The 25,596-nt window shown below is 48.2% G+C and carries 27 protein-coding genes and 1 pseudogene; 1 reads left to right on the top strand and 27 read right to left on the bottom strand.

What is annotated here, in order from left to right; all coding sequences use genetic code 11:
* Positions 1-4: 4 nt before the first annotated feature.
* The 18 genes and pseudogenes from rhgW to EFK13_RS03995 form a co-directional block, all read right to left on the bottom strand.
* A complete protein-coding gene (gene rhgW / locus EFK13_RS04080; RefSeq protein ID WP_455577873.1) occupies positions 5-1,849 on the bottom strand; it encodes a rhamnogalacturonan lyase in 1,845 nt (614 codons plus the stop codon).
* A gap of 138 nt (positions 1,850-1,987) precedes the next feature.
* A complete protein-coding gene (locus tag EFK13_RS04075; RefSeq protein WP_129506448.1) occupies positions 1,988-2,614 on the bottom strand; it encodes a YesL family protein in 627 nt (208 codons plus the stop codon).
* Positions 2,611-3,273, bottom strand: a complete 663-nt coding sequence (locus EFK13_RS04070) for a YesU family protein (RefSeq protein WP_129506449.1) — start codon at positions 3,271-3,273, stop codon at positions 2,611-2,613. The genes EFK13_RS04075 and EFK13_RS04070 overlap by 4 nt, the downstream gene beginning before the upstream one ends.
* The gene (gene rhgT, locus EFK13_RS04065; protein ID WP_129506450.1) at positions 3,266-3,964 is read right to left on the bottom strand and encodes a rhamnogalacturonan acetylesterase; all 699 of its coding nucleotides are present in this window, start codon (positions 3,962-3,964) and stop codon (positions 3,266-3,268) included. The genes EFK13_RS04070 and rhgT overlap by 8 nt, the downstream gene beginning before the upstream one ends.
* A 13-nt stretch (positions 3,965-3,977) precedes the next feature.
* The gene (gene yesS / locus EFK13_RS04060) at positions 3,978-6,263 is read right to left on the bottom strand and encodes a transcriptional regulator YesS (protein WP_129506451.1); all 2,286 of its coding nucleotides are present in this window, start codon (positions 6,261-6,263) and stop codon (positions 3,978-3,980) included.
* Positions 6,264-6,285: 22 nt separating this feature from the next.
* On the bottom strand, positions 6,286-7,320 hold the full coding sequence (yesR, locus tag EFK13_RS04055) for a rhamnogalacturonyl hydrolase YesR (protein ID WP_129506452.1): 1,035 nt from the start codon (positions 7,318-7,320) through the stop codon (positions 6,286-6,288).
* A gap of 14 nt (positions 7,321-7,334) precedes the next feature.
* Positions 7,335-8,225: a carbohydrate ABC transporter permease gene (locus EFK13_RS04050; protein ID WP_014112961.1), complete on the bottom strand. Its 891-nt coding sequence runs from the start codon at positions 8,223-8,225 to the stop codon at positions 7,335-7,337.
* A 3-nt stretch (positions 8,226-8,228) separates the two neighbouring features.
* The gene (locus EFK13_RS04045; protein ID WP_072182254.1) at positions 8,229-9,158 is read right to left on the bottom strand and encodes a carbohydrate ABC transporter permease; all 930 of its coding nucleotides are present in this window, start codon (positions 9,156-9,158) and stop codon (positions 8,229-8,231) included.
* On the bottom strand, positions 9,155-10,438 hold the full coding sequence (locus EFK13_RS04040) for an ABC transporter substrate-binding protein (protein ID WP_129506453.1): 1,284 nt from the start codon (positions 10,436-10,438) through the stop codon (positions 9,155-9,157). Before EFK13_RS04040 ends, EFK13_RS04045 begins: the two co-directional genes overlap by 4 nt.
* A 102-nt stretch (positions 10,439-10,540) precedes the next feature.
* Entirely contained in the window at positions 10,541-11,647 is a 1,107-nt protein-coding gene (locus EFK13_RS04035; protein ID WP_129506454.1) for a response regulator transcription factor, read from the bottom strand.
* Positions 11,647-13,380 carry a cache domain-containing sensor histidine kinase gene (locus EFK13_RS04030; protein ID WP_129506455.1) on the bottom strand — a complete coding sequence of 578 codons (1,734 nt, stop codon included), beginning with the start codon at positions 13,378-13,380 and terminating at the stop codon, positions 11,647-11,649. Before EFK13_RS04030 ends, EFK13_RS04035 begins: the two co-directional genes overlap by 1 nt.
* Entirely contained in the window at positions 13,377-14,006 is a 630-nt protein-coding gene (locus EFK13_RS04025; protein WP_129506456.1) for a YesL family protein, read from the bottom strand. The genes EFK13_RS04030 and EFK13_RS04025 overlap by 4 nt, the downstream gene beginning before the upstream one ends.
* Positions 14,007-14,121: 115 nt before the next feature.
* Positions 14,122-14,423, bottom strand: a pseudogene (locus tag EFK13_RS04020) (YesK-like family protein).
* A 23-nt stretch (positions 14,424-14,446) separates the two neighbouring features.
* Entirely contained in the window at positions 14,447-14,989 is a 543-nt protein-coding gene (locus EFK13_RS04015) for a GNAT family N-acetyltransferase (RefSeq protein WP_129506458.1), read from the bottom strand.
* Positions 14,990-15,112: 123 nt separating this feature from the next.
* On the bottom strand, positions 15,113-15,682 hold the full coding sequence (gene cotJC, locus EFK13_RS04010) for a spore coat protein CotJC (RefSeq protein ID WP_014663115.1): 570 nt from the start codon (positions 15,680-15,682) through the stop codon (positions 15,113-15,115).
* A gap of 14 nt (positions 15,683-15,696) precedes the next feature.
* On the bottom strand, positions 15,697-15,960 hold the full coding sequence (cotJB, locus tag EFK13_RS04005; RefSeq protein WP_014663114.1) for a spore coat protein CotJB: 264 nt from the start codon (positions 15,958-15,960) through the stop codon (positions 15,697-15,699).
* On the bottom strand, positions 15,944-16,192 hold the full coding sequence (gene cotJA, locus EFK13_RS04000; protein WP_129506459.1) for a spore coat-associated protein CotJA: 249 nt from the start codon (positions 16,190-16,192) through the stop codon (positions 15,944-15,946). The genes cotJB and cotJA overlap by 17 nt, the downstream gene beginning before the upstream one ends.
* A gap of 73 nt (positions 16,193-16,265) precedes the next feature.
* Complete coding sequence (locus EFK13_RS03995; protein WP_129506460.1) at positions 16,266-16,895, bottom strand: TetR/AcrR family transcriptional regulator; 630 nt, start codon at positions 16,893-16,895, stop codon at positions 16,266-16,268.
* A gap of 248 nt (positions 16,896-17,143) precedes the next feature.
* Between EFK13_RS03995 and EFK13_RS03990 the strand changes: the two genes are divergently transcribed.
* A complete protein-coding gene (locus EFK13_RS03990) occupies positions 17,144-18,127 on the top strand; it encodes an amidohydrolase family protein (RefSeq protein ID WP_129506461.1) in 984 nt (327 codons plus the stop codon).
* 57 nt (positions 18,128-18,184) lie between these two features.
* Here EFK13_RS03990 and EFK13_RS03985 read toward each other — a convergent pair whose 3' ends face one another.
* The 9 genes from EFK13_RS03985 to EFK13_RS03945 all read right to left on the bottom strand — a co-directional run bounded on the left by EFK13_RS03985 (position 18,185) and on the right by EFK13_RS03945 (position 25,385).
* Positions 18,185-19,033, bottom strand: a complete 849-nt coding sequence (locus EFK13_RS03985; protein ID WP_129506462.1) for an NmrA family NAD(P)-binding protein — start codon at positions 19,031-19,033, stop codon at positions 18,185-18,187.
* Entirely contained in the window at positions 19,030-19,473 is a 444-nt protein-coding gene (locus EFK13_RS03980; protein ID WP_129506463.1) for a nuclear transport factor 2 family protein, read from the bottom strand. Before EFK13_RS03980 ends, EFK13_RS03985 begins: the two co-directional genes overlap by 4 nt.
* 84 nt (positions 19,474-19,557) lie before the next feature.
* Complete coding sequence (locus EFK13_RS03975) at positions 19,558-20,142, bottom strand: TetR/AcrR family transcriptional regulator (protein WP_129506464.1); 585 nt, start codon at positions 20,140-20,142, stop codon at positions 19,558-19,560.
* Between the two features lie 106 nt (positions 20,143-20,248).
* Positions 20,249-20,647 (bottom strand): spore coat protein, encoded by a 399-nt coding sequence (locus EFK13_RS03970; RefSeq protein ID WP_129506511.1) that lies wholly within the window; start codon positions 20,645-20,647, stop codon positions 20,249-20,251.
* A 137-nt stretch (positions 20,648-20,784) separates the two neighbouring features.
* Positions 20,785-21,504 carry a YebC/PmpR family DNA-binding transcriptional regulator gene (locus tag EFK13_RS03965; RefSeq protein ID WP_129506512.1) on the bottom strand — a complete coding sequence of 240 codons (720 nt, stop codon included), beginning with the start codon at positions 21,502-21,504 and terminating at the stop codon, positions 20,785-20,787.
* A 144-nt stretch (positions 21,505-21,648) separates the two neighbouring features.
* Positions 21,649-21,828: a phosphatase RapH inhibitor PhrH gene (phrH, locus tag EFK13_RS03960; RefSeq protein ID WP_129506465.1), complete on the bottom strand. Its 180-nt coding sequence runs from the start codon at positions 21,826-21,828 to the stop codon at positions 21,649-21,651.
* Positions 21,818-22,960 carry a response regulator aspartate phosphatase RapH gene (gene rapH, locus EFK13_RS03955; RefSeq protein ID WP_129506466.1) on the bottom strand — a complete coding sequence of 381 codons (1,143 nt, stop codon included), beginning with the start codon at positions 22,958-22,960 and terminating at the stop codon, positions 21,818-21,820. The genes phrH and rapH overlap by 11 nt, the downstream gene beginning before the upstream one ends.
* Positions 22,961-23,105: 145 nt before the next feature.
* Positions 23,106-24,269: a lysozyme inhibitor LprI family protein gene (locus EFK13_RS03950; protein ID WP_129506467.1), complete on the bottom strand. Its 1,164-nt coding sequence runs from the start codon at positions 24,267-24,269 to the stop codon at positions 23,106-23,108.
* A 108-nt stretch (positions 24,270-24,377) separates the two neighbouring features.
* Entirely contained in the window at positions 24,378-25,385 is a 1,008-nt protein-coding gene (locus EFK13_RS03945; RefSeq protein WP_129506468.1) for a YncE family protein, read from the bottom strand.
* Positions 25,386-25,596 lie beyond the last annotated feature (211 nt).

The following is a 25,596-nucleotide window of genomic DNA, read 5'->3' as shown; positions in this document are numbered from 1 at the left end:
TCTGTTAAGGCGTATACATATTCGGTTTTGGCTGTTCCGCCATGCCCTCTCCTAAAAAGAAGCTTGTGTGCGGCGGCTGGTTATACGCGACATTTTGCCAGGCGATGCCAAGCCGGTACACAGGATCGTGCATCAGCGTGTACAGCCTGTGCTCAGTCGGAACTGTTGTCGTGTAAATGCGGAGCGCACTGCTGTCCTCCGTTCTCCACACAACTTCCTCGCGCCAGTCACCAAGCAGATCAGCCTGAAGCGTTGGTGTTGCTTTTGTGCCGTTGTTGGCAGCCGCGCCTGATGCAGTCAGCACATTTTTCGATACGCCGTTTTGATAATCCCACTTATCGATTCGGTTGCTGTCCAGCTGTTCCCGCAGCAGGTCTCCGTCCCACCAGATGCCGAAGTTGGTCGAGGACGGAACACCGCTTCCGATTTTTGCTCCTTTCGCCGAGTAAAGAGAACCGTTTGCCCACACTTCCTGTCCCGGATAACGCGGGTCAATATCAGCAGCCATTCCACGGCCTACATCCTTGCCGGCATAAACACCCCAAAGGATTTTCCCTGTTGCCGCATCCCGGAAGGATAAGCCGTATTTTGCGTTTTTGTCCTCATGAACTTGAAACACCTCAAGCCCCGGCCGGCTCGGATCAAGATCTCCGGTATGAAGGGCATCCCCGTGGCCTAAACCAGTCGAATACATGCCTTTGCCGTCATGGTCAACAGCCATTGAGCCGAAAATAATCTCATCTTTTCCGTCTCCGTCAACATCCGCGATGCTCAAGTTGTGATTCCCCTGCCCGGCAAACGCCTCATTTCCAGACTTCGAGGAATCGAGCGTCCAAAGCTTTGACAGCTTTCCGTCTCGGAAGTTATAGGCGACAAGCATGGTTTTGGCATAATACCCTCTCGTCATGATCAGGCTCGGCCGCTGTCCGTCGAGGTAGGCAATGCCGGCGAGAAACCGGTCAACCCGGTTGCCGTAGCTGTCTCCCCAATCTGACACATTGCCGCGGGCCGGTTCAAAATTTGCGGTGACAAGCTCTTTCCCGGTTGCCCCTTGAAACACCGTAAGATATTCGGGTCCTGAAAGCACACGCCCCTGTTCATTTCTGTAATCAGCATTGGCATTTCCGATGACTTTGCCCGTGCCGTCTTTTGTCCCGTCCGCCGTTTTCATCGCCACTTCCGCTTTTCCGTCACCATCAAGGTCATACACCATAAACTGGGTGTAGTGCGCGCCCGCTCTGATGTTTTTGCCGAGATTGATCCGCCACAGCTTCGTCCCGTCCAGTTTATAGGCGTCAATCAGCACGTCACCCGTATAGCCATCCTGTGAGTTATCCTTTGAATTAGACGGGTCCCATTTCAGAATCAGCTCGTATTGCCCGTCACCATCGACATCGCCGACACTTGCGTCATTGGCGCTGTAGGTGTAAGCTTCACCCTTTGGCGTCGTGCCGCCAGCCGGTTTATCCAGCCTGACGGAATGATACGGCTGCGCCCATACGGAGGCTTTTTCAGATGCAGCCTGTTCGGTACCGTTTACGACGGCCCGAACCGTATACGTAGAGCCCGCCGATCCGTTTTTATCCACATAGTTCGTGGTTTTGACAGGCGAAGCATTCAGCTTTTGCCCGTCTCTGTACACATTGAACGAAACAGATGCGTTTTCGGTGCCAAGAAACCGCCAACTGACAAAAATGCCGCCGTCCGTCTTGACCGCCACAAGCCCGCGGTTCAGCGCTTCCATCTGCCGCGCTGCTCCTTCAGCTTTCACAGGACATACAGAGGCTCCCATCACCAACAGAACCAGCAACGTAACAGCGGTAAACATGCGTTTCCTTCGTTTAATCATCAGACAGCTCCTTCTCATTTATCTGTAAGCGCTCACTTAAATTGGATTTTATGCGCTGTGTGAGCTGTCTTCAATTTCACTTTTTTGCATCCGCCTTTTTCGGACACTGCACTTTTTTGCGCGATTGTCATTTTTTTGTTACCCCGCTTGACGGTGCTGGGCCTCTGTCTTTTGAAACCCTCTGAGAGCAAAAAACATCGACACAAGCCCAAATAAGCATGGGCCGTAAAATGGGATCAAACCTGGGAGCGTATACAGCAGATAAAGGACGAATCCGCACCCGATCAGCATACAGCCGGTCGTCAGCGGCCGCATGGCGCCAAACAGCAGTGCCTGCGGAAGATATTTGCGAAGCGGGAGCCGGTAGTGCACATAAAGGGGAAACACATACAGAAGCGCGATGATATACAAAAGCCCCGCAAGCAGCGTACAGCTTGTTACGGTAAAGGACAGCCAATCCGTGCTGGCCGAAAAATAATGATAGTTCGCGGACAATATGAGAAACAGAGCCGCAAACGCCAAACCGATCGCATTGACCTTGAGAAATTCTTTTTTGTAGGTATCGAAAAATAACGGAAACACCGGGACATCCTTTTGTCCCATCAGCCATTTTCGTATGACCGCACACATCGCGGCTGTGCTCGGCGCCCAGCCGAAAAGAATCCCGCCCAAAAGCGTAAACAACAGCCACAGCCCGTTGAGCCACGCGATTTTCACCACCGCTTCGCAGCCCGCATAAAGCGCATCCGTTACCGTTGTCTTCATCTTCTCACCGCTTGATGCACAGCAAAATCTCGATAAGCGGCTTTCATGGGCGCCATCTGCCGGAACCCGATTTTCCCTTTTGTTAAGGCAGGACCGTATGTGCTGCCGTCGTCCATCCACTCAAGAATGGGCAGATCATTGATTGAAAAATGCACATAGCCTTTGTCTTTAATGAGCTTCATACGATACGGAGAATCGGCGTCGTCCGGAGAAGGCAGCGGATCGGCTCCCATCGCGGCGAGATGGAAACCGCGGCTTTTTCTTAAATTGCAGGTGCGGAATGCTCTTTCCTCCGCGTATTTTCTGCGGAAATACGACAGGTGGAGGGCGTTGATGTCCCCTGAATGATACTCAGGGTATTTTCCCGTTCTTTTCTTGAGACTTGGATCAAACAAATCCTCGCCTCCAATCCCCGCAGCGGCAAAAAAAAGCATACACAATCCCGGCTGCTCAATCGGGGAGAAGCCCCACGTCACAATGATGCCGTCCGGAAAGGTTTCCGGGCACCAATAGACAAAGTGTGCCTCGTCCTGAACATGAGACAGGTGCAAACGGTGATCGTCAAAAGAGATCTGTCCGCCTCCCTCCATCCGCCAGTCTTTTACATCACTAGCAGACCGGAGCGGATTGCGGTACAGGCACGCACCTTCCTTATACATACTCTTTTCCCTCCCGGCTCACAAGGTGGTCCTTCAGCGGAAGGCCGAGTTCTTCAATGCCTTCTGCCACAAGCTTCGCAACCTCCATGGCCCCTGTTTCAGAAAAATGCGTATTGTCCTCAATGCCGTCAGGATAATTCGGATGTTCATTCGGCTGAAACCAAACGAATAACCGCTTTGACTCCTCCGGTCCGTAAGCTTCATACAGCGCCTTTGTTTTCGTCTGCAGATCAATCACGGGTACATCAAGCTCCTTTGCCAGTGCTTTCATCGCATCAGGGTACTCGCCGAGCGTATGCTCAATCCGCCCGCTTTCATCAAAGCGGCGGCGCTGCACCGATGTGACGAACACAGGATGCGCTCCCTTTTCGCGTGCCGTATCTGCAAACATGGTGAGAAATTGCTGAAATGTGGAGTACGGCTTCGTCCCGCGCGGTTTCTGGTCATTGTGGCCGAATTGAATGAACAAGTAATCGCCCTGTGTGATGTGCTCGGCAATCGCCTGAAGCCTTCCTTCTTCCACAAAAGAATTGGTGCTCGCCCCTCCTTTGGCGTGATTGTGCACCTTCACATCTTCTGAAAACAATTGCCCGAATACCTGCCCCCATCCCGCCATGGGCGCTTCGTGAGGCGGGCAGTCACTCACGGTGGAATCCCCCGCTAAAAACACTTGAATCGGTTTCTCCATCACAAGTCCTCTCCTTTCAAGGTGTTTCCTGATACATTTGCCTAAAGACCCCCGGCGGCATGCCGACCTGTTTTTTGAAAATCCGGTTGAAGTAATTGTGGCGGTAGCCGACCTCTTCTGACACGTCATGAATTTTTTTATTCGTATTCACCAACAGCTCTTTCGCCTTTTCGATTCTGATTTTGGTCACATAATCAATAAAATTAATGCCGGTTACTTGCTTAAATGCCTTGCTTAACGTATATGAATTTATGCCGAGCGCATCGGCGCAGCTTTCCAGTGAAATATCCGCCATATACTGTTCGTGAATCATGGCTATGACACGATCCGCCAGCTGCTTTTGCTGTCTGTTTTTTCTGCCCTCAAGCTTGGATAGATAAGGCGTAACGACAGCATCCATCAGCCAGGCTGCTGCTTCATTTGGTTCGCGTAATTCTGAAATGTCAAGAAGCAGATCCCGATGCTGAAACAGGTCACTCGGATTAAGCCCGGAATGCAAAATATCCTCCTGAATGCGGGAAAACAGCTGAATCAGGGCGGAGTGCACATGCCTGTCTATAGCCGCCTTTTCCGCCAGTTCCTCTACGCATGCACGTATCAGTTCCTCGGCGTCCTGTTTTCTTTCCAGCCTGATGGCCTGAACAATTTGTTTTTCAAGCTCAAAAGGATAATAAGGGGCGGATCGCTCATCCTGAGGGAAGTCTGCCTGCAAATCAATCACCTGATGCCGGTTGGCAAACTGTCTGCGGAATTTGCCGCTTTTCACATCCTGAAATAAAGCAGGGATTTCCGTGACGCGAGCTGTCTTCCTGCTCATCGTTCCGGTCAGGCTTAATCCGGCTGCATCACCAAATTGGCGCGCCAGCTCCGTTACAAACGCCTTCAGATCAGGGCTGTTTGTTTTCATCACAAGCACAGTGGCGGAAAGCCGGCCGATATCAAGTATGGAGGTCTGCAAACAGCGTTTGGCTGCAAGCTCCTCGGCCATATTGGTCAGTGTAAATACAGCGAGCTGTTCATCACCGGCACGGAAAATGCTTTTTTCACAACGGAGGCCTGTCACCTGGAGATCAAGCACATGAAAGACGTTTTCCCCGATGTTCCATCCAGCCTCCTCCATCCGCGATCTGAGGCTTTCCTCGTTGTCATCATAAAAATCGCCCTGCAGGAGGTGCTGCAAAAAACTCTTTTTCACATGGGGCGTCTGCCGCAGCAGCTGTTCTTGAAGCTTCCGGCTTTCAACGGATAGATCATGCCACCGCTTTTCGATCCACATGAATTCGTCCTGCCCGGACGCCTGCCATGCTTTCTTCTCTCCCCCGGTAAACAAGCCAAGCAAATGCTGAATGGGACGGTAGATTTTTTTTGATGCATACCATGTCATGCATACCGCTAAGATGATGCAAATGACAAGCATCACGATGATCACTTTTGATAAAAATACCATTGGCGCTGTAATAGCTGAAAGAGGCGCCGCCGACACAAAGGTCCACTGCTGATGCATGCGGTTCATTTCTCCAAATGAGACAGAATACACCTTGCCGTCCCATTCCATCTGAAAATGGCCTTTTCCGTCCGGCTGTTTTTTGACCTCTTTAAGCAAGGTCTTTTCAAAATCTTTTTCGCCCTCGTGAAAAAGCACCTTCTGATTTTGATCCAAAAGCAGCGCGCTGCCATCAGGGTAAGGGGACAAGCTTTGCAGGATCGACTCCATTTCTTTCGGATCAACCTCCAGCATGATCGCGCCGAACGGTTTCTCCGCCGCGCCCGGAATAAGCTGGATCAGCATCGCTTGATTTCCCGACCGCTTCCAATAAATACTGTTATCAGAAGCAAGCAGCGGGCGATACTTGCGATGCGCCTCCTGTTCTGTCAAAGCGCTGTATTCGGGGCTCAGCACAAGAGGCCGGGGGCTGTTCAGAAAGATGGAAGCCTGCTCGATCAGCGGCTGCTGGTCCCGTAAAAGAAACAGCTTTTTCGTTAATTGATAGGAAAATGTAAAGTCTTTCTCCAAATCCCTCTCGGCCAATCCATTCATCAGCGAAGAATCATATGCCATCTGGCTGAGCGCCAGTTCCAGCACTCCCAGCTTCTCATCCATCCGGCTGACTTCACGCGCCACCTGTGTTTCATGTGATCTCTGCAGCTCCTTCTCCACCTTGTCGATCGAAAGAAAATAGATAGCGCCGCCAGTCAGCAATCCGGGAATACAGGCAATCAGCAAAATGAAGACAAAGTTTCTTTTGAAATACGTTCCCTTCCAGCGAGAAACCCGTTCCTTCTGTTGAGGCTGTTTTTTCATCCCTTTCCCCCCGCCGCCGTCTTTACTGATACACGCGTTTTTTCGTTCTCAACACATCAGCAAGAAAAGTCAGCGCAAGTCCCTGTCCCCACCCTTGTATTCGTTTGTAAGGCACCTGTTTGTATCCTTCGGCATTTTTCATGACGGCTGTTCCGGCCGATACCTTGCTGACCCGGCCGTCCTCTTCCACCGCATCCAAAATGGCGGCAAGTGATTTCTGCACGTATTTTGTATAGAGCTTTCCGCTCGACAGCAGAGCAGAAGCAATGCCAGCCGATGCCGAAACCTCGAGATACGAATCCGGATCATCCAAAATCGTATGCCACAGCCCTGATTCATTCTGCAGCCGGACGAGCGCGCTCAGCTGGTCTCTGAGTGATCCGTCGATGATCATAAAGGAGGGATGCGTCACCTCAATGAGCGGGAGCGCCTTCGCCATCGTAAGTGCTGCCCAGCCGTTTGCCCTCCCCCAATAAATTCCCGACAGGTGATTTTGCGCTTTGTTGTCCCATGCGTGGTAGTACAAATTCGTGACAGGGTCCTGAAGCACGTCTTCATGTCCGTGAAACTGGCGCAGGCCGTCTTCAAAATAATCCTCGCGCTCCATCACCCGCCCGATTCTCAGCATAAACAGCCCCGCCATCATCAGCGTATCCGCCCATGCTTGCTCAGGAAACACATATTCAGCCGAATTCACCGTATGCTGAAGGATGCCCTCGCCGAAGCGCGGCGCCTTGTGCAGCACATATTCCGCCATCTCGCCCGCCGTTTCCAAATACACGTGATCACCCGTCAACTTGTGGAGGAACAAAAGCGTATGGCCGATGGAAACCCCATTGATCGAAAGCGGCGGCAGCCCATCCTCCAGCTGTTCATCCACCCACGTTTTTAACAGATTGATATATTCCTCGTTTTCCGTCGCTTCATAAGCCTCCGCCACACCGTAAAACGCGACACCGCCCGGCCAATCCCACGCAAAATCCATCTGAAATGTCCTTTTTACAATCCGATCAATGACGGACGTCACCTTTTCTTCATCAAAGATAAGCTGTGCCATCTGCAACACTCCTTTTATTTTAATCCGGTCGTACTAATGCCCTGAACGATATATTTCTGAAACAAAAAGAATACGAGAATCACAGGCAGTAACGAGACGGCCGACATGGCAAACATCGCGCCCCAGTTCGAAGCCGATTCCGTATCAAGGAAAAGCTTCAGCGCAAGAGAAACAGGATAGAGCTCAGGCTTATTCAAATACAAGAGAGGCTGAATCAGCTCCTCCCATTTCCAATAGAAAGAGAAAATCGCAGACGTCGCAAGCGCCGGGGCAATGAGCGGCAGAATGATCCGCCAAAAGCAGGCAAAGCGCCCGCATCCGTCGATTCGCGCGGCCTCATCCAGCTCCACAGGAATCGTCCGGATAAACTGGATCATCAGAAAAATAAAAAACGCATGCCCGAAAAATTGCGGTACGACAATCGGTTTAAACGAATTCAGCCAGTCTAATTTCGCAAACAAAATGTACTGCGGAATCATTAGCACTTCATGCGGCAGCATCAACGTTCCCATCATGCAGGCGAACCAAAACGCTTTTCCCTTAAACGGAATGCGCGCAAATCCGTACGCAATGACAGCCGATGACAGGACGGCGCCGATTGTTGACAGTCCGACAATGATCGCCGAGTTTTTAATAAAGGTCAGAAACGGCTGCCCGGCAATCCCCTTCCACCCTTCAGCATAGTTGCTGAGAATAAAAGGATCGGGAATGAGAGAATGCGAGGTTGTAAAAATACTGGAGCTTTCCTTAAACGAGCTGACAAACAGCCAAATGACCGGGTACAGCAATAACACCGCCAGCGATGCCGTAAAAACATGGAACAGTATGCGTTTAGGCCTGACGCGCCCGGCTTTTTTCCGCTCAAAAACCGGGGCTTCTCTGACAGGCTGGTTAACCGGCTCCATCCGTCATTCCTCCTTTGACTCGTAATGAACCCAATATGACGATGTTTTAAACAAAATCAGCGTAATCAGCCCGACAATGATAAGCATGATCCACGCCATCGCCGATGCGTAGCCCATTTGAAAATAGTTAAACGCCCGCTGGAACAAATAGAGCGAATATAAAAGCGTCCCGTCAAGCGGCCCACCCTCGCCCTTCGAAATGATATAAGCGGGTGTAAATGTCATGAAAGCGGAAATCGTCTGCATCACCAGGTTAAAGAAAATAATCGGCGTGAGGATCGGAAGCGTGATCTTAAAGAAACGCTGCACCCGATTTGCCCCGTCCACGCTGGCCGCCTCCAAATACGAAGACGGAATGTTTTTCAAGCCGGCCAGAAAAATCAGCATCGATGACCCGAACTGCCAAACCGATAGCAGAATCAATGTCCACAGCGCGCTTGTCGGGTCCTGGTACCAAAGAATTTTTTGATCAATCCCAACAAAAAACAAAAGCGCATTGATGACCCCGTCATTGCCGAAAATATTGCGCCACATAATCGCCACGGCCACGCTCCCGCCGATGATGGAAGGCAGATAAAAGAGCGTTCTGTAAATCGCCGTTCCTTTTGATGCATTGTTTAAAATGACAGCGATAAAAAGCGCGAAGCCGAGGCGGAGCGGCACCCCGGCAAGCACATACGTAAACGTCACCTTCAGCGACTGCCAATACTTTTCGTCACCCGTAAACATTTCCTTGTAGTTGTCGAGCCCGATCCACTTCGGCGCCGTAAACAAGTCATAGCTTGTGAAGGACAGAAACAGGGACGCCCCCATCGGAATCACCGTAAAACAAAGGAACCCGATAATAAACGGAGAAATAAAAGCATATCCCGCCAGATTGTCTTTTCTCATGCTCCGGCTTTTTTTCATTGCGTCAGCCCCATTTCCCGTCAATTATTCCTCTCTAATATCTCATTGGCCTGCTTCCGGAACGTTTTGGCGGCTTTTTCCGGCGATACCTTCTGATATAGAATCTGATCAGATGTGTCTTTCAGCAGCTTGATGACCTCCGCGCTTCCCACAGGCTCCGGCGGATCGGCTTTGCTGATGTTTTTCGATGCGGTTTCTACATATTCCACAATGTTGGCTTCTTCCTCATTCAGCTTCGGTTTAATCGCGTCCGCCACCTTGTCGGATACAGGTACACCCCGCTCGCCTTTGATCAGCATATTGGCTTCTTCATTGTTGACGAAGAAGTCGATAAACTTTGCGGCCTCTTTTTTATGCTCAGAGCTTTTCGGAATCGAAAACAGCATACTTGGCTTCATCGTCAGCGCCTTTTCCTTCATTTGCTCCGGCGGCAGATAAAGAGACAGCGGCGAGTCTGTCAGCTGGGCAAAGCCCAAATATTGATTGGAGTAGTTCCACGTAATCGCTGATTTGCCTTTGACGATAAAGTCATCCTCCATCCCTTTAATCTGTGCGCTTTCATCAGGCGTTGGGGAGGTTTTCGCTTTCACCAGCCTCAGCTGCCTTTTAAAATAATCGACAAACAGCTGATCATCCTGATACGCGAGGCCTGTGCCGTCTTCTTTATAAAAACGCTCACCCTTCGTGCGCAAATAATAAGGGAAGAAAATATCAGGCGGATGCATTCCGTTAGAGCCGTAGACGCCGGCTTTTTCCTGAAGATCATACGCCAGCTTCTCGTAATCCTCCCACTTCCAGTTTTCCTGATTGATGGACACACCGGCTTTTTTCAGCAAATCATCATTCGCAATCACAGAGAGCACGTTGACGCCTAGCGTAAACCCATAGAGCTTATTGTCAATTTTTCCGCCTGACAGCATATTCTCATCGATAGAACTGACATCAATCGTTCCATCCTTTGTATAAGGCGTTAAATCCTCCAGCTGGTTCTTCTTGCCGTATTGTGCCAAATAAGCGGTATCCATTTGAATGACATCTGGAAGCTGGCCGGCGGCAGACATCGGCGCGAGCTTTTTCCAGTAGTCATCCCAGTTCGCAAATTCCGCTTCAATATGGACGTGCGGATTCTTTTTCTCGTACAGTTCAATTACCTTTGTTGTATAATCATGCCTTGGCTGCCCGCCCCACCACGCGATTCTGAGCGTAATGTCTTCTTTTTTTCCCGATGCCTCTTCGCCCGCAGAACATCCGCTGAAAATAAAGACGCAGACAAGCGATAACAGCACGTAACAAATCTTCTTCAAACCTATCCCTCCTTTGATGTAAGTGCTTACAATTATTTTAAAGCGTTTAAATGGGGTGAAACACTCAAAAAACAGTGGCGAAAGTAAAAAAAACAGAGATGGCTACCCCGCGGAAGCGCCTCCCTGTTTTCTTCTGAATTCTGACGGTGTCAAACCGGTATATTTTTTAAAAACGAGACTGAAATACTTCGGATTATCACCAAACCCGATTTCTTCCGCGATCTCTGATACACTCACGTCCCGCCTTATTTTCATCTGTTTCATTGCATGCTCAAGACGCACCCGCGTAACGTATTGGGAAAATTTCTCGCCTGTTTCCTGCTTAAATAATTTCCCGAGATAATCAGGATTCATAAACAGCATATCCTTCGCCGCCCATTTTAAAGAGAGATTCGGATTTCCGAGCTCGTCGGCAACGAGCCTGATCATTTTCGAAATCACTGCGCTTCCGTGCAGGTCACCAGACGCTTCGGCTGTGTCACGAAACAGCTGCCCCGCGTTCCGAAGTTCTCCCGCCTGGCTGATGGCCATCTGGCGGTTCGCAAAAACGTCCGCCGCCTTGTCAGCGGCGTTCACATCTACGGCGAGCACGGTCCATTCTCCGCTGCTGCAAACCGCTGTCAGCGCCGGACCGAATGCCTCTTTGGCCGCGGCATCAACAGATTGTTCCCCTTTTAAAATCAGGAGGCGAACCTTTTTTTCGGCAAGTGAAGGCGGCGGAGACAGCTGGGCTACGCCGGCGATCAAACCTTCCAAGTATTGATCGGCGGCAAAGGAGCGGATATGATTGAGCTCATGTTTCAAATGAGCGGTTTTCTTTTTCCGCACATCAAGCTGCTTCAGCTCGGCCATGATGTCCTCCAGCGAGCTGACAATTTGCTGTTCATTACAGGGCTTCAGCAAATAATGCTTCACTCCGTATTTCATAGCTTCCTTGGCGTACTCAAACTCTCCAAACCCGGACAGGACGATAAATTGAACCGACGGACTGACGGCTGACACCTTTTTGATCAGCTCAAGCCCGTCCATGCCGGGCATTTTGATATCTGTGATGACGATATGCGGCTGCTTATGTAAAATCTTCTCATATGCTTCATTTCCGTTCTGCGCTTTTCCGATCAATGAAGCGCCAAGCGCCTCCCACTCAATGATTCCTGCCATTCCGTCAAGAATAATCCTCTCATCATCAGCCAGCAGTATCTTATACATCACGCCACCTCATTTCGGCACGGTATTGTGATCACAATCCTCGTTCCCTTTCCTTCTTCACTTTGAATGCGCAAACCGTACGGCTCTCCGTATGTCAGCCGGATGCGTTCACGTATATTCCAAAGCCCGATTCCTCTTCCGCCAGTTGTTTCAAGCATCCGTACATCCATGCCAGGGCCGTTATCTTCGACCGTAATACAGACACCGTCCTTCGTCTTTTTCGCCTGAACCCGGATAGCGCATGGTCTTGTGAAGGGTTCCAGCGCGTATTGAATCGCATTTTCCGCAAGCGGCTGGAGCGTCAGTTTCGGAATGAGACAATCCTTCACTTCTTCATCGATATCCAAAGTGAAGTTCAGGCGCTCTTCAAATCGAAACCGCTGAATCGTCATATAGTGAAGGACGATATCCGCCTCATCCTGAATGCTCACTGTATCTTTCTTCATATGTATGCTGTTTCGCAGAAGAAAACCGAGCGATTCCACCATTTTTGAGATTTGCTTTTGCTGATTCGCCTTTGCCAGCCAATTGATGGATTCAAGCGTGTTATATAAAAAATGCGGGTTGATCTGGGCTTGCAGCGCCTTCAATTCAGTTTCTTTAATGATGAGCTGTTTTTCCACATTTTCTTCCATCAGCTCGTTAATCCGTTTCATCATGACCGCAAAATGGCGGTTCAGCATGCCGGCTTCATCCTGTGTATGTTCCGGCAGAGAAAGCGATACCCCCGCTTCTATCCCGCCGTCCTGCACCGATTTCATCGCGGATACAAGCTGCTCGATCGGCTCCGTGATACTGTTGGCGATCTTTCTTCCGAAAAGCAAAACCACACAGAAAAACAGAAGAAAACACGTGCCGATCACTGTTTTCATAAAGGAAATTTTTTCGAACATCTGATCAAAGGGGATGACGTTATAGTAGCTCCAATTTTGATAGGATGATTGAAGGAAAGAAATAAAGTACCGTTTGCCATTCTTTTTTATCAGGTCATAACCGGGGTGCTTTAGCGTCTCCTTTGCCGCCTCAGGCGCAAGCACAGATGCATGTGCCGAATATACCAAATTCCCGCCTTTGTCAGCGATCATGATGTCTCCGACGGAATCGCCCCAATCCTTCGGCAAATCACGAATCATTTGTTTCACATTGACCTGGATCAGCACCATGCCCAAGCCGTTCAAACGCAGCTGGTGATAGGATCGGATCTGCCGCGCTGAAATCAGAATAGGATCTGAACCGCCCAGCGTCATCCAAAGGTTTCTGCCATTTTTCGCCTTGGCTCGTTTGAACACCTCTTCCTGCTCTTGCTTTAAAAGATCGGAAGAACTGCTTCCCGCTGAATACTCTGAGCCGCGGGCATCGATCAAATGAATGGAGTCGATGTACTTTTCATCTCCGGCATATTCCGCCAGCTGATCCCACAGCTCCTGCTTCATTTGATACTGATCGTACGAATCATCACGGTTTTGCATGCTCAGGATGCGCTGAATCTGTTCGTCCGTAATGATTTCATATGACACATCCTCTATCTTCTTCAGCTCGTCTTCAATCCTTTCTGAAGACATCCGCAGCACCTCCGAGGATTTGCGGTAAATCTGCTCATCATACACATGAAAGGCGTACTGCACCCCGCTGTATACAAACAGAAAGGACACGGCCATAATCAGTGAAAGGAACACAAACAGCTTATCCTTAATCTTCATCCGCCTGTACCAGCCGGCAACTCTTTTTTTCATGCCGCCTTTTCTTTCTCCTGCCGCTGATCCATTGACTGAAACGCTTTAAAAGATAATTTCGTTAAGATCAGGCTAAGCAAACTCCCGCTGAAAAACAGCAGAAACGTGACATGAAACAGCACGAGAAACAACACACCGACAGCGCCCGCCGCCATCAGGAGCGTCACCGCCGGACGGCTGAAGGCAATCAAAAAGCTGATGCTCAGCACCTCTCTGATTTTCACATCAAAATGAGAAAACACCGGGAACACATACAGCACCACTAACGCGAAAATCAAGCTGATGCTCAGAAACACATTGACGAGCACAGGCTGATTCATCTGAGCCGCAATCCGCATATCCGCAAACAGAAACAGGCCGGCCGTCACAACAATAAGCCCGAGGATTTGCGCTGCCCGCCACTCTTTTTTAAAGGCCCGAAAAAAGACAGCAAACACCGGGGCATCCGTGTTCCCCTTCGCCCATTCCCTCGCCACCGAAAACATCGCCGCAGTAGCAGGCATCAATCCAAACACAACCAGACCTGCAAGAGAAAACAAAATCCATAGCACATTCAAATAGGCCAGTCTCATCACCCACGTACAAAAACGATTCAGCCCATTCGCCACACTGTGTATCATCAACATCACCTTCCCGCTATAGAAAACGTTTTCATTTTAAAGTAATAAGTATTTCTCCTTTCGAAAGAAAATTCCTGCCGCTCTGTGAAAAATTCGACATCATGAGAGACAGCCTCACGCCTTATTTTTTCATGTATCGCAGGATGGCCCTTCCGATCAAATATCCCGCAGCCGCTCCGCACATGACATTGAACCCGAGCATTCCGAGCGCAGCCCCCTCCCAGCCGCGTACATATACGAGACTGTACCAGATCGCAAGCACACCAAGTGCAACCAGCCCGGCCAATAACCATTCCGGCCACCTTTTGTCAGGAAGCTTCATCCGCAAAAAAACAGATACGCCAGCGAACAGACAAGCCGTCACGATCCCTGTCACAAATAAAATTGTCCACATCGCCTGTCCTCCCTTTTCGAAAAAGACAAAAAAAGCCTCCTGCGAAGGACGCTTATTCTGCCGAAATCTCTTTCTCAAACAAATGATATCCGGATGCATCAGCACCCATAAATTCATATCCCATTCGCCGGTAAAAGGAGTGCAAGGCGTCATTATCAGCGACACAGTCAAGCCGGATCCGTGTTTTCTCCGGAAAGTGTATACCCGTCTCCGCCCATTGAAGAACACGCGCTCCAAGCCCCTGTCCGGCAAACTGGCGGCTGACTGCGAGGCGATGCAAATAAATGGACGCCTCATGTCCATCCTCTCCCCAAAGCTTTCGGTCCCACTCGCTCGGTTCCGGAAGCAGCATCACGACAGCCGCAAGCTCTTCGTCTTTTTTAAACACAAACACATGTCCATCTGCAATTGAACCCGTGATATCATGTGTATCTTGGCCTTCCAGCAGGCCGCTCCATTGGGTTGAACCCCGATCCCGGAGCCATTCAGCTGTTCGGACAAGCAATCCCGTAATCGCTTCTGCGTCCTCATACACGGCCGGACACGCGTAAAATCCATCTGCAATTGTTTCGTTCTTCATCTTAAAAGCTGACATAAAGGCCTCCCAATCAAAAGTAAGCTTGCACACACACCTTGATTATAATGCAGACCAAACCGCAAAAACAGACCATTTTCTCTGTATGTAAAAGGGGGTATGAAAGAGAGGCCAATCTGCCCATTAGAAAATCTTCTTTTTGTCCCGCTCTTCTTTTAAAATTTCCACCGCTTCCCTGAAGCGCATGGAGTGCACAATTTCACGCTCACGCAAAAAACGCAGGGAATCGTTCAAATCAGGATCATCCGAGATATCAATCAGCCATTGATACGTCGCCCGCGCTTTTTCCTCTGCCGCAATGTCTTCATATAAATCGGCAATCGGATCGCCCTTCGCCTGAATATAAGTCGCTGTAAACGGCGCACCCGCCGCATTGTGGTAAAATAGCGCGCTGTCATGATTGACGTAATGGTCGCCAAGCCCCGCTTCACGCAGCTGCTCCGGCGTCGCGTCTTTCGTTAACTTATAGACCATGGTCGCAATCATTTCCAAATGGGCGAATTCCTCCGTGCCGATATCGGTTAAAAGGCCGATGACCTTATCAGGAATTGTATACCGCTGGTTCAAATACCGGAGAGCCGCGGCCAGCTCGCCGTCCGCTCCGCCATACTGCTCAATCAAATATTTCGCCAGCGTCGGGTTGCACGTACTGACTTTAACAGGATATTGCAGCTTCTTTTCATACACCCACATTCAGGCATTCCTCCTTATACTTGCCACGGCCATGGCCCTTTGCCCCAATCCCAATCCTCGCCCGCGGGGCTGTTGCCGAACTGTAGAAGCGGCCCGTAAGAGGATTCGAACTGTCTTTTCAAGTGCCTTGAATAGCCGGAATATTGATTGAATTGCTTCAGCGCGTCTTCATCATGAGGATGTGTATTTAAATAAAGGCTTAGCTCAACAAGCACAAAATCTGCGGCCTGGATTTGCTCAAGCTGACGGTAATATTCAGCATCAACCTTTTTTGCCATGCGCGTCTCCCCCTCGATAAGGGTTTTCATAAAAATCATAGAGATCCTTCCAAAGGGTGCCTTTCCTTAAAGCCTCCATCGGCGAAAACTGCTCCATATGCTCAGGCTGAAAGGTCATATAGAGGTGAGGCGGCGTTCTGTAATATTTCTTCCCTATGGGCGGACAGGGATCAAAACGGCTGTGAAAGGGTGTGTATGATTTGACAGGCGTAAACGGCTGCATATCCTTCATTTCGGCTCCTCCTTTCTCAAAAGCAATGACCTTAATAGGTATGAGGCGGGAGGCATGATTATGACTGAAACCGCTAATAAGGAAGCTTGATCTGCTCCTCAATCCCCGCAATACGGAGCGGGCCCAGCAGTGTTAAACGCGTTAATTGATTCGCCATAAACAACGGACTGTACTTCATGCCGCTCTCCAGCCAGGAACAAATCACCCCGATATGAGCGGACGCAATATAGCTGACAAGTATCTCTTTCGGCACCTGCAGCGTTTTCTCTGATTCCTCAATCGATGAAAGCAATTCCTCGTAAATCCGTTTCTGAACGAACTCCGCCATAAGACTTCTGAATTGCGGCAAACCCCTGTCGCTCAGCATCACTTGGAAGTATTCGGCATGTTCATGGATGTACTCAAAAAGCTTTACAAAAGATACAGGCGGATGATCCTCATCAATACTGACCGGTTTGTCCAGTGTTTCGGGCTTTACCTGCCGGATCAAATCATCAAGAACCTCGGTCATGCTTTGAAACAAAAAATCCTGTTTATCCTGATAATGCAAATAGAAGGTGCCGCGGGTCAAATCCGCTTTTTCCGTAATTTCCTGAATCGTAATCGAGTTGGCATCTTTTTCTTTCAGAAGGGCGATTAAAGCATCTCTTAAATATTTGTTTGTTCGTCTGATTCTCGGATCGACTTTGTGCTTTTTAGACATTTTTTTCCTCCCCGTCTAACTTTCATTTTCTTATGAACAAATCATTCGCATGTGTCTACTTCTATACATTTGGGCGTTCTCTGTTTATTGACCTATTCTCAAAATCTACTGTACCATGAACATACATCCTGTACACGATGTAAAGTAATGAACATAATGTTCAATAACGACCTAAGCGAAGCTTCGTTACGTATATGAGTGCACTCTATCTGTTCTCACCCGCTATGATGAAGAGAGGAGTCTTTTGCATGAAAGGAAAAATCGCATTAGAAGAGCATTGGGAATCTCCTGACTTTCCGGCTACAGGAAGCCACAATTTTACTGACGATGAGTATTTCAGCGCTGTCCAAAAACGATTGCAGGAGTTCGAAAAACGGATTGAAGACATGGATCGAAACGGCATCCAAACGTCAATTCTCTCATTGACACAGCCTGGAATTGAAGGCATCACTGACCCTGACAGAGCTGTGAAACTTGCAAAGCAAATGAATGATCACGCTGCGGAATTCTTCGTTGCTAAGCACCCTGACCGCTTTAAAGCATTTGCGGCGGTGCCGCTTCAAGATCCTGAAGAAGCCGCGAAGGAACTCGAACGGGCAGTAAACGAGCTCGGGTTTGTGGGTGCCTTGGTTAACGGATACAGCAACATCGGTGACGAAAACACCGCCCAATATTTAGACGAGCCCCAGGTGCGCCCTTTCTGGGAAAAAGCCGCACAGCTGCAGGTTCCCGTCTATCTGCATCCGCGTATCCCGCTGCCGCATCAGCAGCGCATCTATGAAGGCTACGAAGGCCTCCTCGGCTCAGCATGGGGCTTCGGTTTTGAAACAGCGACACATGCCATTCGCCTGATGCTCAGCGGCCTTTTCGATGAATATCCTGATTTGACTGTGATCCTCGGACACTTGGGCGAGGGGCTGCCGTTTACATTGCCGCGAGTGGAACACAGACTGCGCCATCAGCGTCCTGAAACCCATGGAAACCATAAGAAAGCGCCGACTGAATACCTTCGCAACAACTTTTATCTCACAACTAGCGGCGTGTTCAGAACACAGGCCTTAATTGATACATTGTTAGAGGTCGGCTCAGACCGCATCCTATTCTCGGTCGACTACCCGTATGAAACGATGGAAGAGATCTCTTCCTGGTTTGACCAATGTCCAATCAGTGAAACAGACCGATACAAAATCGGCACTGAAAACGCGGCTAAGCTTTTTCAATTCAATCGATAAAAAGAAGACCTTCGGCAGAGCCGAAGGTCTTTCTAGATCAATCAGTCCAAAATAAAATCAACGTTTCCAGTATGCGGTATGAGCAGCCGCAAACTCAGTCAGTGAACGGGGTTCTTTTCCCGTCACATGCTTCACTGTATCCGTTACCCGATGTTCCGCACCGTGGCGGATCGCTTCATCCAGCCCCGCCATAAAATGGGCATAATCCGCCGGCAAACCTGCTTCCTCCATTTTATGCTGCAGCTCGGAACAAGAAATGCTGACATGCTCCACCCGGCGTCCCGCCGCAGCTCCGATGATCTCCGCCGCTTCGGCATAGCTCAGCGCCTCAGGACCTGTCAGAATATGATGTGTTTGATGAGGAACATCATCAATCAAAGCCCTGACGGCTGTTTCTGCGATGTCATCAGCGTCAATAAACCCAAGTTTTCCTTCACCAGAAGCCGTGATGATGCGCCCCTCCGTTTGAATAGACATGCGATACTGGACATTGATGAAGTTTTGCATAAAGTAAGAAGGCCGGAGCACCGTCCATTCTGGAAACTCACGCACTGCCTGATGAAGCGCGCCAAACACAGGGCCATTCTCAGGGACAACAGACGCGCTAAGCATCACCACACGTTCAGCACCGAGCCGCTTTGCCTCTTTTAAAAACGGGAGCACATAAGGAGCCGGGTCAAACACACCAACCGGGGCAACAAGATAGATCTGTTTGACCTGTTCCAAAGCAGTCGTAAAACTGGAGGCGTCATTCCAATCAAAATACACATACTCAGCATCAGCAAGCTCACCCTTTTTCCGGCTTGCAATTCGCACCCTATAGCCGAGCTCTATTAAACGGCTGGCGATTCGGCTTCCGGTTGTGCCGGTCCCGCCTGTGATTAAAATTGGCCGCTGTTTCATCATTTTCCACTCTCCTCTGTTTGCAAAAATGATCCTCCAAACGCTTCTTTTACAACAAGCGGATTCCAATAATCCTTATAACGCATAATGCGGCCGTCTCTCGTTTCGATGACACTGATATAGCTTTGGCGATAAGGCAGCCCAGTCTCAATCACATGGCCGTCACATTGAAACTCCGCGATGATCGTATTCGTATCTGCTGAGCGGTACACTGTCGGAGCCGTAAACGAAGAAAGATGAATTTGATCAGGATAATCTTTAATATAATCATAAATGGCCGCTTTTCCTTCAATTCTTTTTGGTGACCCCTCCGGCGCATAAGGAAACTCAAATACCGCATTCTCATCCCACAGCTCCGTCCAGCTCTTCATGTCCTTCTCAAGCATATACGCCATAAACTTTCTCAATGTTTCACACGCCTTTTCAAATTCATTCATCAACATTCATCATCACCTCATATTTTATTTCAGACCATTCAGTCCAAAAAGCATATAACTGGGCAAAGCAGCCTTTACCCAAAAATATAGTTAGTCAAGTACAGATAAACTCACGTCAACATGGTCCTGAAGCCGGTCCAGGTCAGCCGTCACTTTAGCGACAAACGTCAGAGACAGCCTGCTCTGATTCAAATAACGGGCAAGCGCTGATATATCAGTGTCTTCGCCAGTCAATTCTCCTTGATCCTTCCCTCTTAAAAGCGCCTGATAAAAAGCGTCCTCAAGCTGCTTGGACTGCCCTTCAAAATACCGGGCAAGCTCAGGATCATGCGGGACCTGTTCAATCGCGCTGTTTATGATGTAGCACGCCTTCGCGCGTTCCGGATCTTTAAGGACATTGACACCCTCCTGAAAAATATCATGAATGGCATCCTTTACAGATCCAGGCGCCTCAAGCCTTTCGATCACAGCAGCGTTTTTCCCCTCAAGATACGTTTTCACAGCTGACAAAAACAAATCACGCTTCGTTCCATACGTATCATACAAACTCTGCCGCGCAATGCCTAAATGAGAGAGCAGCCCCTGAAGAGACGTGCCTTCGTAGCCATATTCCCCAAAAACCTCTATCGCTCTGTGAAGAACAAGGGCCGTATCGAATTCTTTATTCCTCCCCAAATGATCATCACCTCCTAAACAAATGTTACCAGTTTTCAGACTGAACAGTCAAGAAAAAGATAAAAAACACTCTTGAGCTGCAAGAGTGCCTCTTTTTATAACATCTTTATTTATAGCCGTCTTGTCCCCATTGGCCCATATGGTGATGGTGACCATAATTGCCGTCATGATGGTGGTGGTGATAATTATCTTTTCCATCATGATGATGGTGATAATAGTGGTGATGCCCATCGTTCTCATGATGCATGCTCGGATAACTTACAGGTCCCGGTGAGCCCGGATAGCCTCCGCTTGGATAACCGCCGTATCCTCCGGGTGCGCCATAGCCCGGATATCCGCTCATTCCTCCGTACATGCCGGTTCCCGGAAAGCCTGCACCTTGCATGCCCGGCCCCGGATAGCCTGCAGTCTGCATGCCATAGCCCGGATAGCCTCCGCCTTGCATGCCGTAGCCCGAATAATGGCCAAAACCAGGTCCGCCATACATATGTCTTGTATCAGTCATATTCATCACTCTCTCCTTCACATAGGTTACAGTCCAGAATATGAGGATACTTACAGATCGTATAGGCGCCTGCCCAAAACAACTAAAACAAATTCAAAGACAAGAAAAAAAGCAGGCCATAACAGCCTGCTCATTTCTTATTCACCTAAATCAACGTTGTGATACACCTGCTGAACATCTTCCAGATCCTCTAGCGCGTCGATCAATTTTTCAAACTGTTCCTTCGCATCATCCGGAAGCGTCACTTCACTTTGCGCAAGCATTGTCAGCTCGGCAACCGTGAATTCCTCAACGCCCGCGTTTTTAAACGCCTCCTGCACCGCATGGAATTGATCAGGCTCGGTATACACGATGGCACTGTCATCCTCTTCTAAAATGTCACGTACATCGACATCCGCTTCCATCAGGATTTCAAGCGCTTCGTCAGCTGTTTTGCCATCCACACCGATAACAGCCGTCGCATCAAACATGTAAGCAACAGATCCGCTCACACCCATGTTTCCGCCGTTTTTCCCGAACGCCGCGCGCACTTCCGGAGCCGTACGGTTTACATTATTCGTCAGCGCATCAACGATGATCATTGATCCGTTCGGACCGAAGCCCTCATAACGAAGCTCATCGAAATTCTCTTCCGCTCCGCCCTTCGCCTTCTCAATCGCACGTTCAATAATGTTTTTCGGTACGCTGTACGTCTTCGCGCGCTCCAGCACAACCTTCAGCGCCTGGTTGGATTCCGGATCAGGCTCGCCCTGCTTCGCCGCCACATAAATCTCACGGCCAAACTTCGCATAAATCCGACTCGTATTTGCGTCCTTAGACGCCTTCTTCTCTTTAATATTGTTCCACTTACGGCCCATGATATTCCACTCTCTTTCATATATATCAATCTGTAAATTGTGATTCACTTTATCCATTATACCTCAAATGGTTTGGTTGTTTCGAGTGTCTTGCGTTAGAAATAGAAGGAATTGCCGCATATACCGCAAAGCAAGAAAAAAGCCCTAGCTAAGGGCTTTCTTCTCTAAATCAATGATACTATTGTCAGGGGAACGATCAATATACGTCGTGTTTCGGTCCGTTGATTCCTTAAAGCCGCCGGAGTTTGTCAGGAATGGAAACGAAATGCCTCCAAAAATTAGAGTAACAGCAAAGAACATCATCACTTTTTTCTTAATAAGCATATAAACACTCTCCTTTTTGAATATCTTCTTGGGCTTTCAGCACTTTCCGATAAAACACGGCAGCGTGTTCAAAAAGACAGCGGCTCTCAAAAACAGCGGCAGCACTTCGGGCGCATGCTTCAATGTAAGCGTGCAGGTTCTTTTTTTCGAAATAGGCTAACATCTCAAGGATTTTGGTCTCATCAACACTCTCTTTGTACACCGCCTGCAAGAACAGATACAATTCTTTATAAAATTTGTGAGAACCCGTATTTGGATATGTTCTAATATGGCCTAATCCTTCTTCTATCATCTGAAACGCCTTCTGTGTTTTGCCTGCTTTACATAATGTCCAGCTTAAGCCAAACAAGACTTTTGGAAGCAGGTCAGTGACCGTTTCTCTGCTTAGTTTCGCCGCTTTTTGAAAGTATTGTACAGCCATCTGATAGTTTCCTGACCGGTCATAACTATTCGCAATGTTCAACAAGGAAATGGCGGTAAACCGGTCGTTTTGAATATCCATTGCCAATCGCAGCGCAGCTTCTAAATGCGGGAGCGCTCTTTCATAATGTTTGAAATCATCATAGTTGCCGGCGATCACAAACAAGCTTTGTATGGTTCTAATGCTGTATAGGGGATGTTGATGGTAAATGTCTAAGGCTTGAAGAATATGATGCATCGACACATGCGTTTGCTTCATATGGTAATACGCTTCCGCCACTTTAAAATGGAATTCCGCTTTCTCGATTTCATCTGACAAAAACGGCAGTTCTTTCTCCGCCTCGCGATAAAACCCAATCGCTTCCACATATTCTTTCTGGTCAAATTCATACATGCCGCGGAAAAACAAAGAGTAATATTTCAAAAGACCTGTGAGTTTTTTCTTAGGAGTTTCAATCGTTTCCAGAAGCTCTGTCACTGTAGGGCGATTCCCGTATGTTTGCCCCGGCTCCAAATAATCCAGCATCAGCTGGTGCCGAAAGCACATCAGAGAATAATAGATCAGCAAATCCTGATCCTCTTCCATCTGCTGAATGTCCTGCTCCACCTCCGCTTTCAGAACCTCAGCATCCGGAACACTGAATTGACGAATCATCTTGTACCATTCATTAATCTTAACACCAACACGCGAAGACGGTATAGCTTGACTCAACGGCTTCCCTCCTTTTCTGTAAGATATGTCATATTCTATCAATCCCAAATTTTGAAAACAATACAACAGGAAGAAATTGCTTTTTCATCCTGTCAATTTGTTTTTCTTCGCAAAAAAGACCCTTTACACAAGGGTCCATGTCATTCTATTTCATATACGTATTCACCAGCTCGTAACAGCGCTCTTTCGTCTGTTTTGCAAGCTCTTCCGTTTGGACGACTCGGGATAATGAACCGCCGCCCTCCTCATCATATCGTTTCTGGGCCGCCGCATCCCTATCCTTAATCCATTGGAGCTGTTCAATTTTTAAAGCCGCCATGTCTGAAGCAGAAAGCTGCTTTTGCAGCACGCCGTATATCTCGTTCAGCAATGCATCCCACATTTGATAGTTATAGCCATGATCCTCAATCATCTGATAATCACTTTGATAATCATTGTGCTTTTCTTTCTTTTCTGTCGCAGACAATTTCGCAGCATAATCTGCTTTTGTGCTTCCCGTTGTCTGCTCACTGCTCTGTGTATCCGCTGTATCAGACGACGCTGTTTCCTCAGCCGCTTGGGCTGTTTCTTGCTCCGCAGCCTCAGTCTCGTTATCATGATCACTCACCAGACTGGTATCCTTGGAGCTGATCGCCGCCTGTCTTTCCCCATTTGAACTTTTTACATCGAAAAGATAAGCTGTTCCGCCGGCAGCTTTCGACTCATAGGACTTCACAAATTCCGCCGTTTCAACGTTTCTCGACAGAATTGTTTTCGCTTCTTCTTTTGTCAGCTTGATATCATCACCTTGAAGCGACTTGCTGTCCCACTTGTTTATCTTCCAATCGCCATCTTCCTTCACCAGCTCAAACGTCCATGAAGTCCCCATGTTGTTTAATTCTGTTGCCGGATCTATTGAAGAAGCCTTTATCTTGTTCTTGTCCTGTTCATATGTAAAACGCACATCGAAATCAGTGCCGGGTTGAAAAGGAGCATCACACTCGCAATAGTACTCTTCAGCCAAATCCTTTAACGTCTGATCTGCAAATGTCTCTGTCGCATAAGGCAGCACATCAGGCCGCAGCTTGCTGAAATCCGCCTTGTTTGCCGTGCTCCAGCCGTTTTCTTTTCCCGCTTTGTCAAATGCATTAAAAATTGATTCAATATCGTTTTTCAAAGCAGATGTAACTTCCTGCTCCGTCAGCTTCGTAACACTCGCTTTCTTCACGGTTTGCTTTTCTTGATCCTTATCAGAAGAAGCTCCGCTATCAGAACACGCCGATAATAGGAATAAAATAGATAAAAGCAGCGCACCCAATTTATAACTCATGGTCTCTTCTCACCCTTCTGTTCTCTCATGGTAGCTTTCTTATTTTATAGGTCTTTTGTCGGTTTGTACATTTCATTTTTACAAAGGGAGAAAGAGACTAGAATAAGCTTAATCAACCACAACAAAATCCTGCACCTTCACCTGTTCCTCAGGCAAATTAAAATGATAAAGCTTCTCCTTAGAATGAATATCAAACACACCCACGTACCCGCCAATGCCCTTTTTATGCTCTTCCTGGGCAACAATATACAGTTGATTCCCCTTAAACTTCGCCTCCATATACGGGAATTTTAAGCCGTATGTCTGAAAAGAAAAATCCTTCCCATATTCCAGCAAGCTCGCTTCCCCGTCTTTGTCTTCATAGGTCACGTAAAAGATGCCGCTTTCTTTGTCATAGTACACGGTATCTGCATATTCAAGATCATCAGGATACGGAATATATGTCGTCTTCCATGTCGCTTTTTCAATCACAGTCAACTTGTGCTCCGAGCTCGCGACAATAAAATCCTTGGAGTCTGCGAAGGTATCAGCGTATGAAGCTAAACTCAGGGTCTCAATGATTTCCTCTGTGTTTCTATCAATCACGTAAATAGCCATGCTTTGAATGACATAAATATAGTTCTCATCACAGGCCCCCATCGTGACAAGCGAAGGCAAGGTGAGCCGGTATTCCTTTTTTGTTTTTCTGTCGTTTATGTGTATCTCATTCCCCGCCGTATCAACGTTATAGGTTTTAACAGAGACATCCTTTCCCTCATACCAAAACGCAAATGGATCTGACAGCGGATGCTCTTTGATCACATCCTTCTCCAGGGTGTAGTAAAAAGGCTCGTGCTCCGCTAATAATACAAGGTCTGTTGATGCGACAGATTTCGTTTGAACGTAAGGAACATCCGCCACCTTGAACGTGCGCCTGTTAAACCGTGCGCCTGTTGAGGTTGAAAGCAGTGTGCTTTCTTTTATGAAAGGATTGGAGTAAATAAAAAAGATGCGGTCTTCTTCAGGGTGGATGGCGGAAGTTTTGACAGGAATATTGTCTTTATTGTGTAATTGAACAAACAGTATGATGCATCCCATTAACACTAATAAACCAAATGTAACCCGTTTTTTCTTCATCAACATGCTCCTTAAAAAAACAATATAGAATACAAACTTCCAAAAAATGTGCAGCATTCAATATCATTTCGACCATTTTCCCGCCAATCCTTTCACGAATAAAGACACATGCCAAATGACTCATTTTTCCGCCAAAACACGTTCTCACCCCCACCCTTATCCCGCTCCGTGGTAAAATTTTGATATCGAGCGAATAAAAGAAGGGAAATGG

This window comes from Bacillus cabrialesii (genome assembly GCF_004124315.2).
Classification (GTDB): Bacteria; Bacillota; Bacilli; order Bacillales; family Bacillaceae; genus Bacillus; species Bacillus cabrialesii.
The sequence above is the reverse complement of the archived record's forward strand: the minus strand, read 5'-3'. Positions and strand labels throughout refer to the sequence as shown.

Bases quoted from the DNA above. Each gene is read 5' to 3' on its own strand.
- EFK13_RS03995 (WP_129506460.1), bottom strand. From the start codon at position 16,895: ATGTCTAAAAAGCACAAAGTCGATCCGAGAATCAGACGAACAAACAAA.
- EFK13_RS04075 (WP_129506448.1), bottom strand. From the start codon at position 2,614: ATGAAGACAACGGTAACGGATGCGCTTTATGCGGGCTGCGAAGCGGTG.
- EFK13_RS04030 (WP_129506455.1), bottom strand. From the start codon at position 13,380: ATGAAAAAAAGAGTTGCCGGCTGGTACAGGCGGATGAAGATTAAGGAT.
- cotJB (WP_014663114.1), bottom strand. From the start codon at position 15,960: ATGGCAAAAAAGGTTGATGCTGAATATTACCGTCAGCTTGAGCAAATC.
- EFK13_RS03985 (WP_129506462.1), bottom strand. From the start codon at position 19,033: ATGATGAAACAGCGGCCAATTTTAATCACAGGCGGGACCGGCACAACC.
- EFK13_RS03950 (WP_129506467.1), bottom strand. From the start codon at position 24,269: ATGAGTTATAAATTGGGTGCGCTGCTTTTATCTATTTTATTCCTATTA.
- rhgW (WP_455577873.1), bottom strand. From the start codon at position 1,849: ATGATTAAACGAAGGAAACGCATGTTTACCGCTGTTACGTTGCTGGTT.
- EFK13_RS03970 (WP_129506511.1), bottom strand. From the start codon at position 20,647: ATGACTGATACAAGACATATGTATGGCGGACCTGGTTTTGGCCATTAT.
- cotJC (WP_014663115.1), bottom strand. From the start codon at position 15,682: ATGTGGGTGTATGAAAAGAAGCTGCAATATCCTGTTAAAGTCAGTACG.
- EFK13_RS03990 (WP_129506461.1), top strand. From the start codon at position 17,144: ATGAAAGGAAAAATCGCATTAGAAGAGCATTGGGAATCTCCTGACTTT.
- EFK13_RS03945 (WP_129506468.1), bottom strand. From the start codon at position 25,385: ATGAAGAAAAAACGGGTTACATTTGGTTTATTAGTGTTAATGGGATGC.
- EFK13_RS04015 (WP_129506458.1), bottom strand. From the start codon at position 14,989: ATGTCAGCTTTTAAGATGAAGAACGAAACAATTGCAGATGGATTTTAC.
- yesR (WP_129506452.1), bottom strand. From the start codon at position 7,320: ATGGCACAGCTTATCTTTGATGAAGAAAAGGTGACGTCCGTCATTGAT.
- EFK13_RS03980 (WP_129506463.1), bottom strand. From the start codon at position 19,473: ATGTTGATGAATGAATTTGAAAAGGCGTGTGAAACATTGAGAAAGTTT.
- EFK13_RS03965 (WP_129506512.1), bottom strand. From the start codon at position 21,504: ATGGGCCGTAAGTGGAACAATATTAAAGAGAAGAAGGCGTCTAAGGAC.
- EFK13_RS04050 (WP_014112961.1), bottom strand. From the start codon at position 8,225: ATGGAGCCGGTTAACCAGCCTGTCAGAGAAGCCCCGGTTTTTGAGCGG.
- EFK13_RS04025 (WP_129506456.1), bottom strand. From the start codon at position 14,006: ATGTTGATGATACACAGTGTGGCGAATGGGCTGAATCGTTTTTGTACG.
- EFK13_RS04070 (WP_129506449.1), bottom strand. From the start codon at position 3,273: ATGTATAAGGAAGGTGCGTGCCTGTACCGCAATCCGCTCCGGTCTGCT.
- phrH (WP_129506465.1), bottom strand. From the start codon at position 21,828: ATGCTTATTAAGAAAAAAGTGATGATGTTCTTTGCTGTTACTCTAATT.
- yesS (WP_129506451.1), bottom strand. From the start codon at position 6,263: ATGAAAAAACAGCCTCAACAGAAGGAACGGGTTTCTCGCTGGAAGGGA.
- cotJA (WP_129506459.1), bottom strand. From the start codon at position 16,192: ATGAAGGATATGCAGCCGTTTACGCCTGTCAAATCATACACACCCTTT.
- EFK13_RS04035 (WP_129506454.1), bottom strand. From the start codon at position 11,647: ATGTATAAGATACTGCTGGCTGATGATGAGAGGATTATTCTTGACGGA.